8 protein-coding genes are annotated in these 13,355 nt (G+C 48.6%); 1 reads left to right on the top strand and 7 read right to left on the bottom strand.

The features are described from left to right. The first annotated feature begins 50 nt into the window (after window positions 1–50). Window positions 51–2,900 (top strand): FAD-binding and (Fe-S)-binding domain-containing protein, encoded by a 2,850-nt coding sequence (locus tag R2X38_RS05270; protein WP_317521122.1) that lies wholly within the window; start codon window positions 51–53, stop codon window positions 2,898–2,900. A gap of 75 nt (window positions 2,901–2,975) precedes the next feature. Here the strand turns inward: R2X38_RS05270 and R2X38_RS05265 are convergent, their stop codons facing one another. From R2X38_RS05265 to R2X38_RS05235, 7 genes are all read right to left on the bottom strand, one after another. Continuing rightward, a complete protein-coding gene (locus R2X38_RS05265; RefSeq protein WP_317521120.1) occupies window positions 2,976–4,253 on the bottom strand; it encodes a glycosyltransferase in 1,278 nt (425 codons plus the stop codon). A gap of 191 nt (window positions 4,254–4,444) precedes the next feature. Then, entirely contained in the window at window positions 4,445–5,665 is a 1,221-nt protein-coding gene (locus tag R2X38_RS05260; RefSeq protein WP_317521118.1) for a hypothetical protein, read from the bottom strand. Next, window positions 5,662–7,044: a DUF3131 domain-containing protein gene (locus R2X38_RS05255; RefSeq protein WP_317521117.1), complete on the bottom strand. Its 1,383-nt coding sequence runs from the start codon at window positions 7,042–7,044 to the stop codon at window positions 5,662–5,664. The genes R2X38_RS05260 and R2X38_RS05255 overlap by 4 nt, the downstream gene beginning before the upstream one ends. 17 nt (window positions 7,045–7,061) lie before the next feature. Beyond that, on the bottom strand, window positions 7,062–8,468 hold the full coding sequence (locus R2X38_RS05250; protein ID WP_317521116.1) for a DUF3131 domain-containing protein: 1,407 nt from the start codon (window positions 8,466–8,468) through the stop codon (window positions 7,062–7,064). A 26-nt stretch (window positions 8,469–8,494) separates the two neighbouring features. Further along, a complete protein-coding gene (locus R2X38_RS05245) occupies window positions 8,495–9,817 on the bottom strand; it encodes a DUF3131 domain-containing protein (protein ID WP_317521115.1) in 1,323 nt (440 codons plus the stop codon). Further along, window positions 9,807–11,672 (bottom strand): cellulose synthase catalytic subunit, encoded by a 1,866-nt coding sequence (locus R2X38_RS05240; protein WP_317521113.1) that lies wholly within the window; start codon window positions 11,670–11,672, stop codon window positions 9,807–9,809. Before R2X38_RS05240 ends, R2X38_RS05245 begins: the two co-directional genes overlap by 11 nt. 15 nt (window positions 11,673–11,687) lie before the next feature. Next, on the bottom strand, window positions 11,688–13,355 hold the full coding sequence (locus R2X38_RS05235; protein ID WP_317521112.1) for a glycoside hydrolase family 9 protein: 1,668 nt from the start codon (window positions 13,353–13,355) through the stop codon (window positions 11,688–11,690).

The raw sequence follows: 13,355 nt of genomic DNA, 5'->3' as shown, positions 1-13,355 counted from the left end.
TGGATACAGCATTCAACGATTCAGTCATACCAACTGATGCAGGATGAGCAATGGAAAACAAATACCAACAGCTAGAAGCCCTACTCGCTACCGAAATTGATAAAGCTAGGATCATTACCGAAGAAGCCAAGCGGCTTGCCTATGGTACTGATGCCAGTTTCTACCGCCTTATCCCTCAAGTAGTTTTGCGTCTTAATAACCTGGATGAAGTCATTTTCACCATTCAATCCTGCCGCCAACTGAGCATCCCTTTTACTTTCCGCGCCGCAGGCACCAGCTTATCGGGCCAGGCTGTTTCAGATTCAGTCCTCATCACCCTGACCGACCAATGGCGCGGCCATAGCATTCTGGAACAAGGTGAAAAAATCCGCCTGCAGCCGGGTGTTATCGGCGCAGATGCCAACCGTTACCTCGCGCCTTTCCAGCGTAAGATCGGCCCCGATCCGGCTTCTATCAACACCTGTAAAATCGGTGGTATCGCCGCCAATAACGCCAGCGGCATGTGCTGTGGCACCGCCCAGAACTCGTACAAAACCGTTGATAGCATGACCATCGTCTTCACCGACGGTACCGTGCTTGATACTGCCAGCGATGCAAGCATAGAGGCATTCAAAAACCAGCGCTCTGATTTGGTAGAGGGACTCGCGCAGCTAGTCGAAGAAACCCAGCAAAACACTGAGCTGTCAGATAAGATCCGCCACAAATACCGGCTGAAAAACACCACCGGCTATGCCCTAAATGCGCTGGTTGATTACTCCGACCCTATCGAGGTTCTAGAGCACCTAATGATTGGCTCTGAGGGCACCCTGGGCTTTATCGCTGACATCACGTATAACACCGTAATTGAACACCCGCACAAAGCCTCTGCCCTGCTTGTTTTCAAAGACATCGAAGCAGCAAGCCAAGCCGTATCTGTTCTGGCAAAAACCAACGTTTCTGCCGTCGAGATGATGGATGGCCGTGCGTTGAAATCTGTCGCGGATAAACCGGGTATGCCTGAATATATCCAAGCGCTGGATCTCGAATCGGCAGCGTTATTGGTTGAGACCCGCGCCAGTTACAGCCACCAGCTTGAGCAACAATGTTTAGATGTGATGGCGGCTTTGACAGAATTTACCATCACCCACTCGACACCATTCACCACAGATGCCAATACCGTCGCCAGCTTGTGGGCAATCCGCAAAGGAATGTTCCCGGCCGTTGGCGCCGTGCGAGAAACGGGAACTACGGTGATCATCGAGGATGTTGCTTTCCCAGTCGAACACCTTGCCATGGGGGTTCGTGAGCTTCAGCAGCTGTTTGACAAGTACGATTACAGCGAGGCCATCATCTTCGGCCATGCCCTTGAAGGCAACTTGCACTTTGTCTTTACCCAAGGCTTCGAGGAAGAGGCAGAAGTAAACCGCTATGGCAGCTTTATGGATGATGTTGCCGAGTTGGTTGCGGTCAAATACCAAGGTTCGCTAAAAGCCGAGCACGGTACCGGCCGTAATATGGCTCCCTATGTCGAGCTCGAATGGGGCAATGATGGCTATCGCCTGATGAAGCAAATCAAAGCGTTGTTTGATCCGGAGGGTTTGCTCAACCCTGGGGTGATCATCAATGACGACGAGCGGGCGCATATTTCCAACCTCAAACCGATGCCAGCCGCTGATGATATTGTTGACCGCTGCATTGAATGTGGTTTCTGTGAGCCTGTTTGTCCTTCAAGAACACTCACGCTATCACCACGCCAACGTATCGTACTTTACCGCGAGCTACAGCACCGCGAACGGGAATACCTTGCGGGCAATAGCCGACGCCCACCGGTAGATGAGCTCAAACAAGTATTCGAGTACCAAGGTGTCGATACTTGTGCGGCTACTGGGCTGTGTGCCGATCGCTGCCCTGTTGGCATCAATACCGGCGATCTGGTTAAGAAGCTCCGTATTGAAAAGTACCAGCGTTTTACCCCTATTGCGCGATGGACTGCAGATCATTTTGGAGCCACCACAACTATGGTTAAAGTTGGCCTCAAGAGCAATCAAGTTGCCCGTAAACTGGTTGGCGATAAAGCTGTCGGTGCAATAACCAATGGCCTGCGTAAAGTAACAGGGGGCGCAACCCCTATTTGGATGCCGGAATATCCCCAATCTAACCCGCATAAACTCAGCCAGTTACACGCCAATTCAATACATTCGGCACACGCTGAGAGCGCAAGCAAGAAAGTGGTATACATGCCATCCTGTGCCAGCCGAACCATGGGCCAGCAGGATTCTGCCAAAGATAGCCGTCCACTGACGGAAGTCACGCTTTCACTGCTGAAGAAAGCTGGCTTTGAGGTGATCACCCCAGAAAAGCTCAGTAGTCAATGCTGTGGTATGCCCTATGACAGTAAGGGAATGAACGATATCGCCAAGCAGAAAGCCCAAGAGTTGGAGTCATTGCTTTGGGAGGCAAGTAACGAAGGCACTTATCCGGTATTGATGGACACCAGCCCGTGTGCCAAACGCAGTATCGAAAACTTCACCCAGCCTTTGGAAATACTCGAGCCTGTTGGTTTTGTGTCACGGTATCTGTTGCCTCACCTTTCTCTCTCTCCAATCAAAGAGACAGTGATGCTGCACGTTACCTGCAGCTCCCGCCGCATGGGCTTGGAGGCAGATATGCTTTCGCTGGCTAAAGCGTGCGCCGAAGACGTCGTACTTCCAGAGCATATCCAATGCTGCGGCTGGGCGGGTGACAAAGGCTTTACCACACCTGAGTTAAACGAAGCTGCTGTCGCGCCACTGAAAGAGCAAGTCCCGGCAGACTGTACCCGGGGATTTAGTAACAGCCGGACCTGTGAAATAGGTTTGTCTCATCACAGTGGGATTCCCTACCAGTCTATTCTCTATCTGGTCGATGAGGCAGCGGTTTAACTAATCACCCAATGAAGCAAAGCCCAAACTGGCAGATCCAGTTTGGGCTTTTCTTGATACGCTTAGCACTTCAATTTAAGAAACGTCTCCCACTTCAGCCTGCTTTTGCTCCACCAGCCAATGCTCTATCTCGCGCGGCGCGAAGATCAACGGATCACCAATATCTGCATCTTCAGTCTCCTGAAGTTGTTCAGGTAATACATCGATGATCAACTCCAGGTCTTGATGGCTATGAATATGGTCTTCGAAGATCCTCACCATCTCATGGTTATGGTCAATATCCCGGGCTTTGGCCGCTGTTGCCAAACCACTTAACAACGTATACCAAGTCGTCATAGGCCCCTGGGTTATCGAGGCAGACTCGGCATCAGAGTCAATAAAGGCGAACGGTACCGTCATCATCGGGTACTCCCCTTTTATGGCTGCGAATATCCAATCGGTATCAAAGGAAAAATCATACACAGACGGCTTGGCCAAAATATATTTGATCACCTCGCGATCATATAACTTGAATGCCGCCTGGGTATCTTTGATGTTGTTGCTGAAAATTGCGCGGCCAATCATCCTCTGCATATGGCGCAATGTTTTAACACCAATGCCCCAGCGCTCTTCCTGCTTAACCAGAATAGAGTCTGGATCTTTGCGGTTTCCCAGCACCACTGTGGCATTCTCTGAAACATAAGGCTTCAGTAGTAAGCCTAACTGGCCCAGGTGAACAGAGTTATCCGCATCGGTATACATGATGCAATCCGCTCTATCCGCCATCGCTTGCTGACAGCCTAGAATAATCGCTCCGCCTTTTCGGGAATCATCCGCTGAAGCAAGGTTTTTCAAAGGGCCATCAGCAACAGGAAGCTCATCAGCAAGCCGCAGCACAGATACTTTACCTTTGTCTGGATGCTCAGCAATAATTTGCCCGGCAATACCCGCACTGTTATGGGGGCAGCCATCATCCACCGGATATAGATGCCAATCAACAACAGAGCCTTGGGTTATCCAATTGAGCTGAGCAATCTTAACCCGTAGTGAATCTTCCCCATTTGGGTTCAACGTTGTTTTTTCATTTAAACGGTTATGCTCACCCCACATAGCAAACACAACCCCGACCAACAATGGTCGTTTTAGTTTGAGCACATAACGTTTGGATTCAACTAATTTAACCGCCAAGCGAAACTCAAGAGGACAGTCTTTTGAAGATGCGAGTTGCTGGTAATGGCTGGTAGGAATGTCCGTTAAGCAATATAACGTATTGGCAAGTTGCAATAATCGCTTTTGATGCTGAGATTCTGTTAAGTCAAAAACGTCACTTGCTTTGTCATAAGCTTGTTGAACAATTTTTTCTGATGCTGTCATTGCTTATCCCTCTTGGCTACTCCCTTAAGTACTCACCCACAACGACAACAGGGCTTAAATTAAGCTTAGTAACAGCAATAATAATGACAAATTTTTTACGCAACCAATTGCATTGAGAGCATTATTCCGAGGTGCCTTACATTGCAAGGTAAAAATTTGCTTTTGCTACTGGGGGGGGGGAAAATTAACAATTACTGAGTAACAGGGGCAAAACTCCTGCGCTGCAAAGGAGCAACAGCTTGTTTTTCAGGCTGCCCGAAGTGTCCAGACGGAATAATAATTTGCTCACTCTCCGTATCCTGTGGATTATTCTGACTTTGCTTTTTCGGAGTAACAAGCTGCTTCAAGTCCTGCTCCTCGTACTTGATTTCTTCAACTGGTGTAACAAGGACTTTAGCTTCTTGCGAATCCGGTTTGGAAGTATCTGTTGGTAAACTTTCCTGCTTTTTTTCTTTATCAGCATCAGATCCCACCTTAGACTCCACGGCTTGCACCGACTTTTGCGGCCCTGATATAACAATCCCTTTACTCATAACTGGGACAGTTTGCAATTTAACCTCGGCATCAGAGACCACCAAATGGCGGCTGACTGATGTTTCCGGGGGAATAGGAACTGGTTTTACTTCATCAGGTTCGAAATCCGTTTCGTTAGTATCTGGTAATTGATCTCCAGTAACTGCATTCTCGGAAGCTTGTTCAGATTGAATTTTGGCGGTGTTCCCCCCTTGCACTGACTCAACCGGAGCTCCTGTAGGAATAACATGCTGCTCTTTACTGTATGAGGTATTTATGCCACTTAACTTTTTACCGCCTTGCGGTGGTTGGTAAGCAGGGATCACTTTCGGTGTGACAGACACAGACTGATTTGCCGCGCTTCTGTCTTGGTGATCAGCTAAGCCCAACTTCGGGCTTTCAAAACTAAACAGTGAAAGTTTTTCATCCCAACTCTGCAACACCGCTAGCTCATTTTCCCACTCGCTATCGATACTTGAGGCTAAATCAGCCACCTGTAACTGGGTCGAAAGCAAGGTATTGGCATGTTCGTAGCGACGGTGCAGCTTCTTTTTCATCTGCTTCCAGTTTGTCCCGCCTGTCATCAAATAACGGGTACTGTCCGCCCAATATTGATAGGCCACGGCATCATTAGCTTTGTCCGCAGAAATGGCTGCCAGCGCTGCCGATAGCCCGGCATATTGCCACATTCGCTTACGCCCTAGTTTGGCTTCCGAACTCAAAAACAAAATACTCAACCGATGCCATTGCTCTGAGGCCTGCTGGTAACGGCCTGCATTCACCAAATGGTTGGCCTTGGTATAGTAATTGAGCTCCACATCCACGGCCGAGGCCATTCCCTTCAATGGCAATAGCGCGAACATGGTTACGGCAACCGCTATCAGGTAAACCCTATTCATCGAAATGTCTCCACCAAGCATTTTTGAGGATGGTAAAAACGGGAATCAAATTGGACATCGCGGTATTCGCGGTCTCTGGTCGGCTGGTACAGCTTACCGTTGGCTTTATACAGCAGTGCTTCGAGCACCCCGGCATTGGTCTGCAGGGAGATACTCTTCTCGTAGCTGCTGGTCAACTCGTAGCGTCCTTCATACCAACCACGCTCTGGGTCGTATAACTCTCTAACTAGCGTCAGCAAACGTTCGGTGTAATCAGTTTTCCATAGCACCCACATTTGAAAGGCGACCCGGGTAGACACCAGGGCTTTTTCATCATGGTCACTACCGTCTTCCGCTACCGTGATCCACGGTGTACCCAGCGCATAGATGCTGTCGTACACAAAATAGGGTTCTCCTGAGACAACATGCTCACCGCGCGCAGTATAGATACGGTCAACATCCCAGCGCGACTCCTGGATGCGGTATACCGAATCAGCCATCGCAGCCAATACATCATTAGTATGCTTGGAGTCTGAAGAATAGCGATCGTCTATCTCATCCCAGTTAAACTCAAGCCCCAGAAGCAAATATGGCGTACTATAAACAGGTCGAAGGACATCGTAATCTCGCGGGTCACGGCCATCAAACAATAAATCAATGCCGTTAATGGTTACCACTTCATAAGGTTCAAGCATCATGGCTTTTTCAGGCACGATTTGCCAATCTCGGTAGCCATAGGCGGTATACTCTTCGATACCCAACCGCCCTTCTTTGTAGCGGTGGACATGGCCGTTATTTATCGCACCACCGTAAAGCTCACCGTCTTCCGTAACCAGTTCGCAGAAATTCCAACGCAAGACCGCCTTGTCAACATACTCGGAAAACTCAGGGTTACGCTGTTTGACCATTGCCAATGCGATCAACAAACGCCCAATATCAATCGAAGACCAGCCAAGCTCTCCGGGTTGATTAGCGTAATCCACCATCATCCCAGTCCCCGTGCTATAGACCTTATTGGGGACACCAGTCAGGCCAAGTGGCATTTTATTGAGGAAGGAAAGCACCAGAGTCAAACGTTCGTCGTGCTCTTTGCTGGTGATAAATTCAAATTCACGGGCTGCCATTAGCGCTATCAGATAGTCGGCCAGGTTTGACAAATTGGTTGTCGGATAATTATCAAGCGCATTCACCAACCCCGTGGTGAGGTTGGTGTTATTTTCAACATAGGTCCAGGCAACTTGCGCCCATTCGAGTTCCTGCTCGGTTAACGAACCATACCGTCCCTGGCGCAATATCTGCGACTCGTTAACCGACGTTATTCCACCCTGAACACCTTGATAGACCACTCCACAAGATGTCAGGCAGAATAAACTGGCTGCAATCACCGTATTTCTCAACATCTATTTCCTTACTACGGCTATTTGAGCTTGCTATTGAAAGCCCCTCTGCGAGGCAGGCACTGCCCCTCATAACCAAATGGTGATTCAAGCGCTTTTTCCCACAGGCTTGGTGCAACGTTATCTTTATAGGTAAGTAGCTTACCCTGTTGTTTATAAAGCAAGATCTCCAAAGTAATACCGTTATTGTTCGAGGTAAAGGTATTGATCAGGCCGGTACCATTTTCAAAAATCCCTTCATAAAATCCTTTTTCGCGGTCATACAAATGCGCAACATGGTCAAACAACAAATCGGTATATTCGGTATCCCACAACACCCACATCCCCATCGCACCTTTGATGGCGACCGCAGAGTACTGTGGAAGATACTCACCCACTTCCGAAATGGTATTCCACGCGAAGCCATCGGTGTAAATGGTGTCGTAGACGAAATAGGGGGGGCCTGCCAGCTGGTGCTCGGTACGCGCAGTAATAATCCCGGTTTGCTTATAGCGCTCTTCCTGAACACGGTATATTTGCAGGGCAAATTCCGCAATCCAGTCATTGGAATAGTTGTAGTCATGGGCTGAGCGGTCATCCGCCAAATCCCATCCCAATTCGATACCATCCAATACATAACTTTCGGTGACCACGTAGCTGTGCGCTTTGAGTTTACGAGGGTCGCGGGTGTCATACGGGACATCGTAGCCATAAAGGTTAATGGTGCTATATGGCTCAGCCATCGCAGCCTGGGTGGTATCAAAACCCCATAGTTCAAACCCTTTTGCTGCATATTCTTCATAGCCCAATCGCCCTTCCTGCAGGTATTGGACGGGCTTGTCCTTCTCAAGCAGTGCTCCGAACATGGTGCCGTTTTCATCGACCACATTACAGAAATTCCAGCGCAAAACGGCTGAGTCGATACTGGTCGCATACTCAGGATAACGGTGCTTGATGATATGGAGCCAAATCAGCAAACGGCCAAGATCTAGCGCCGAGTAGCCAATTTCGCCAGGTTGGTTGCCGTAGTCAACTTTAGCCGCAGATTGAGTGTTATACGCCTTGTTGGGCAGTTCATTCATGAACAGATCAAGCGTGTTCAAGGTTGTCAAAATACGAATAAGACGGCGGTTAAACTCCTCTTTTTCGATGATCCCTAATTCATATGCGCTTACCATGCCCGCCATATAGGACGCGGCATCCCACCATGTCACTGAGGGGTAATTATTTACCGCATTCACCAAACCCGTTGATTCCTGGTAGTTATTTTCAAAATACTTCCAGGCAATGCGAGCCATATCCATTTCTTGTTCAGTCAGTTGCCCCTGACGTGGCTTGGGAATTGTCCAGTGACTCTTCCTATCTATCACATCATCAGAAAAACTGCTGTATTTGTTACCGCAACCGGTAGCCAAAACCCCTAAAAGGCCAACAATGATATAACGCATACGATACTCCCTATCATAGTTGCGGTTTACTTCACGCCCACACTCAGTAAGGCTCCATTTTCGACGTAGGCAAGCGATTCCAAAACAATCCCGTTGGTGTTTGCCGTAATTGCTTTATTCACACGGCCATCGACTTCATAACGGCCTGAATACCAGCCTTTCTCTTCCGAGAATAAATCTTTGGCATCTTCAATTAGCAGCTCAGTGTATGGTGTGTCATACAAGGCATACCAACCAAATGCTGCTTTGGTAGACAGTGTTTTAAGGTGAGAGGCATCCTCGCCTTGGTCTGTGATCGCATTCCACTCTTTGCCATCAGAGAATACGGTGTTGTAGACAAAGTACGGCGCTTCATCGACGTTATCTTCACTCACCGCCGTGAGAATGCCTGTTCGGTCAAAACGGTTTTCTTGCGCTTTATAGACACGGTGGGCAAAGATCTTCGACACACTGTCCGCACCAAACTCCAAGCTATCCAGAATGTAGGACTCACTAACGACATAGTTATGTGCATGGTATTTGGCCGGGTCACGTAAATCGGTTGGGATATCAACACCATCGATATTGCGCATCTCCAGGTAATCGATATATTTCATGGCATTGAATACGTCTCGCCCCATCAGGGACATCGCTTTGGATGCGTACTCTTCATAACCAATACGGCCTTCCTGAACCAATTCCATCTCTGTGCCGCCATCTTGCTGAGGACGGGACCCATACAGGTAGCCATCTTTGATCATCACACCGACGTCCCAATGATTAAGCACCGCATTGACCTGAGCATTGAAGTCAGGATACTGCCAAACCAAGATATTCAATGGCACCAAAATCCGGCCGATATCAATCGCTGACCAACCAATACCGTTTGCAACCGGTCGGTTTTGGTAATCCACCATTTCAAGGGTTTGGGTGTTATAGGCTTTGTTTGGCAGCTTGCCATCAATCAGCGGAAGACGGGCTAGCGTGTTCAGCGCTTTTTCCATCCGCAAGTCAAATTTGTTCTTACTGATAATATTAAGCTTTTCTGCTGCCAATAACCCCATCAGGTAAGAGGCGGTATCCCACATAGTAGTAGATGGATAACCGTCTACCGAGTTCACCAACCCGGTATTTTCCTGATAGTTATTTTCGAAGTATGTCCAAGCGATGCTAGCCCACTCGAACTCTTCTTCAGAAAGCACGCGGCTTTCACGGACTGGGATTTCTTCCTCAGCTTCAAAGGTAATGTTACCGAGCACATGGCCGTAATCACGGGTTTCAATACTAAAGGCAATCACCAACGCAGTAAGAAGGCCAAATAAAAACACGATATGGTGCCGTGCATTCACGAGTGCTTGCTTAAATTCCATATTCTAATTCCTCAGATTCCTGTTCCTGCGTCTTGTCTGCTGGTGGCGGCGTCCAATAAGCGGCAGCAATCATCCCCCACATCGCCATCATGTTGTTAATTGTCCAAAAACTATTGAATATCAACCCGCCCAATGGGTAGCTGCCGAACATGCCAGTAAAGTAGCTAAACCAAGCGAAGCACATACTGAATAGGCTCAAGCCGAATACCAGCTTTTGCGGTATGACCAAATGACCAAAGGTGCCATCTTGCCTCTCTTTCGGTGTCGCAGGGAAACTGATTTTACGGCCGCGCAAAACCGTCCATAGCGCCCGCATATTGACCGGGAAGAATGAGAGGAAATTGGTTTTCCCTTTATACCCAGCGACGCCCCAGGTACCGACCATCATGGCTAGCTCAGCCGTCAGAACAAACGGAATGAAATGTAGGTAGAAAGTGACGTCATAGGCACTTACCGGCGCGATGCTGGTCAAGAAGTAAATGATCGGACAGGTTAAGAAAATAATGTTCCAGATAGCTGACAAGTTTGACCAGAAGCTAGCACCGTACATCATCTTCTGCTTCAGGTTCATCCCTTTTCTGAACAACGGGTTATCGTTCATGAAAATATCAATCGAACCACCGGAGTACTTGAAACGCTGGACTGTCCAGGTCTGCAGGTCCTGCGGCGAGAGCATCTTGCTTTCGACTTCCGGGTGCTGAACCGAACGCCAGTTCCTTTCGGTATCTGAGTGCAGCACGATCGAGGTATAAATATCTTCCGATACGTGGAATTTATAAGGCGTAAATTCAGTGTCGAAAATGATCTCTTGGCGCAAGTTATCAGACACATCCCGATCCACCGTTTTCTCTTTGGTGATCTTTCTGATCTGCTTCTCGATCTCTTTGTGTTCTTTACTGATCTGTTCGCTGTAACTGCGCAGTGCTGCTTCCATAACAGCTTCACGGCGGTGAATAGAGCCTGCACCACAACAAAAAGACGCATTCACCCAGTTGCGGCGTCGCTGAATCACGTCATAGAACATCTGGGGATCATTCACATAGGGGTCTTCACCGATTTTGACCGGCCCATAGAATTTCTCTACCCCGCGGCCAATAGGCGCCGCCCATTTGCCAAACTTGCGCTGCAACCAATTGGGTAGACGCTCACCCTCCGGTAAGTCAAAGAACCATTGCGGGGTTTGTACCCAGGCGACATCCGGGTCACGGAAGTAACCCATGGTGTGCTCTAGAATAGTCGGGAACGGACGGGTATCAGCATCACAGATAACAATGAAGTCGCCGTATGTCTGCTCCAAGGCATTACGCAGGTTACCCGCCTTAAAGCCAATATTGCTTTCGCGGGTAATGTACTCAACGCCCATCTCATCAGCGAGCGCCTTCATTGCTGGACGCTTGCCATCATCGAGGATAAAAATCTTGATCTCGATGTCATAGGGGTAACGTATCTTCTGCGCATCTTCGATACTCAGCCTGACCAACTCCGGCTCTTCATCATAGCTCGGGAAGAAAACATCAATACTGATTGGGCGTGTCTCGCTGGCTTCAGCGCTATCTTTTGCGACACATTCATTAATGGTATACGGTGGTGCTTTTTTCGGCTCGTCCTTGGTTTTCCATAAATTGAACGTGAACAGGACCGAACCGATAAATGCGCAAGACTCAGCAAAAACGAGCGGAAAAGAAAACCACATCGCATCGTAGTTCAGCGCGTAGGTCCAGCGCCACCAAAGATACCAAATACCCAAAGTGAGATTACAAGTGGCAAGGTACTGGTAGAGCAGTTCTCTCGACATGCTATAAGGCACCGGCTCCGGTGGCTTACGATGTTCGAATTCCTTGAAATAAAAATCCATGAGCTCTCACTCCGGTTAATAATGGTTAAAGTAAGCGTGATGCACGGCAATCAAACCAATCAGACTGGCGTTGTAATCAATAGCAAACTCATTGACTGCATACGACTTCTTGCTATCTACATAACTCAGCATCCCCATATTTTTCGGTGCGACTCCAGCTTGCGCCATTTCATTTGGCCCACCGACTAGGTAGCCAGGTAAACTGACCCCTGTTGCAATTTGGTACAGGTGATGAAGATTGCGTACCGAATAAGTGCCGCTGTTAGTGACAAAACTCATATCGAAGGCATTGGCCCCTAGCAAGTAGTCAATCTGAGACTGAACCGAGGCGCGATTGTCTAAGCGCCCTTGGGCAAAATCAGCCCAGCTAATCAAAATTCCCGCTTCTGCCGTCATCTTGTTCGAACCCCAGATAAAACGTTGGTTAGCAACCCTGAATGGCGACTGCTGCGCTTGTTGGATATAACGGTCGGCTACCAGGGCTAGGTCGTTAACAAGCTGGTCTCTAAACTCACCTTTCTCCTCAGCCAAAATTAGATGCCATACCCCCATCGCTGCTGGATTCTTCCATTCGAAAATATCAACCCATTGCGGGTCGTAGTTTTCTTGGAAGGCTGCTTTGAATTTTTCCTGGCCGGTGGTGATATACAATTCAGCGTAAGCCCAAAGCCTGTCATCCACATCGGTATCCAGTGAAGCTTCCGTATCAAACTTGTTCTTCATATATGGGCCTGAGCCACTGTCATCCCCTTCTTTCCAATCGATATATTGCTCGTTTTGGCTAGAGAGATAGTTAGCAGCATGGATGGCCGCACTGAGGAACTGGCGAGATAAATCTGCATCGTAGGGCTTGATAATTCGGGCGGCAAAGGCCATGGCCGCAGCAAATTTTGCGGTTTCAGGCGTGCTAACACCGTAAATAAAGCGAGTCTGGTTATCCTGCCAAGGGCCAATTTTCGCCGGCCATCTAGCTCCTGATACTTTGCGGTATACTGCACCGTCTTCGCGCTGCATTTTTAAAAGCCAGTCCAGCGCATAGATTGACTCGTCAATAATCGCAGGCTTATTGCTGCCCGGTAGTTTGGTCTGCGAATATAACTGGGGAGTTTGACGATAGGCTTCAAGCAATCTGGCAACGGTTATTGTCGTGGTCGCCACATACTTGCCAAAATCGCCCGCATCATACCAACCACCGATAACATCCAACTGAGTCCCGGCTTTATGGAACTCATCGGCTCGAAATATCTGGCCATCTAGCATATGGCTTTCTGGGCGGTTCATTCCTGTGGAGATATCTTGAACCGCCATCCCAGAACGCTGCAAATAAAGTGCGTGGACCAAGCGCTCATTAATTGGCAGGTAAGTATCGTCTCCAATTTGAAAGGGCACTGATTGGCCACTGCCAGTTTCTAATTGATACCACCCAGGGGTTTTTATCTGCGAAAAATCAACCGTAGTGACCTTGCGCGCATCAGGCAGGGAAACTTCGCCTGAACGCTCCAATTCGGCAACAACACGACCATCTGCAACAGATATTAACTGCACATCGCTAGCTTGCTCAGCCAAGACATAGGCAAACTTATCCCCTGCCGGGAGGTACCCTGACTGATTTACCATGATATCTGCGCTCTGTGCCGAGAAGGCAATCGTTGCACCCATGATATAGCTAAGTACCTTTGTCAT

This window comes from Photobacterium rosenbergii (genome assembly GCF_033022775.1).
Lineage (GTDB): Bacteria > Pseudomonadota > Gammaproteobacteria > Enterobacterales > Vibrionaceae > Photobacterium > Photobacterium rosenbergii_A.
The sequence above is the reverse complement of the archived record's forward strand: the minus strand, read 5'-3'. Positions and strand labels throughout refer to the sequence as shown.

Excerpts from the sequence above, each read along its gene's own strand:
- R2X38_RS05245 (WP_317521115.1), bottom strand. The coding sequence starts at position 9,817 with ATGGAATTTAAGCAAGCACTCGTGAATGCACGGCACCATATCGTGTTT.
- R2X38_RS05270 (WP_317521122.1), top strand. The coding sequence starts at position 51 with ATGGAAAACAAATACCAACAGCTAGAAGCCCTACTCGCTACCGAAATT.
- R2X38_RS05260 (WP_317521118.1), bottom strand. The coding sequence starts at position 5,665 with ATGAATAGGGTTTACCTGATAGCGGTTGCCGTAACCATGTTCGCGCTA.
- R2X38_RS05265 (WP_317521120.1), bottom strand. The coding sequence starts at position 4,253 with ATGACAGCATCAGAAAAAATTGTTCAACAAGCTTATGACAAAGCAAGT.
- R2X38_RS05235 (WP_317521112.1), bottom strand. The coding sequence starts at position 13,355 with ATGACAAAGGTACTTAGCTATATCATGGGTGCAACGATTGCCTTCTCG.
- R2X38_RS05255 (WP_317521117.1), bottom strand. The coding sequence starts at position 7,044 with ATGTTGAGAAATACGGTGATTGCAGCCAGTTTATTCTGCCTGACATCT.
- R2X38_RS05240 (WP_317521113.1), bottom strand. The coding sequence starts at position 11,672 with ATGGATTTTTATTTCAAGGAATTCGAACATCGTAAGCCACCGGAGCCG.
- R2X38_RS05250 (WP_317521116.1), bottom strand. The coding sequence starts at position 8,468 with ATGCGTTATATCATTGTTGGCCTTTTAGGGGTTTTGGCTACCGGTTGC.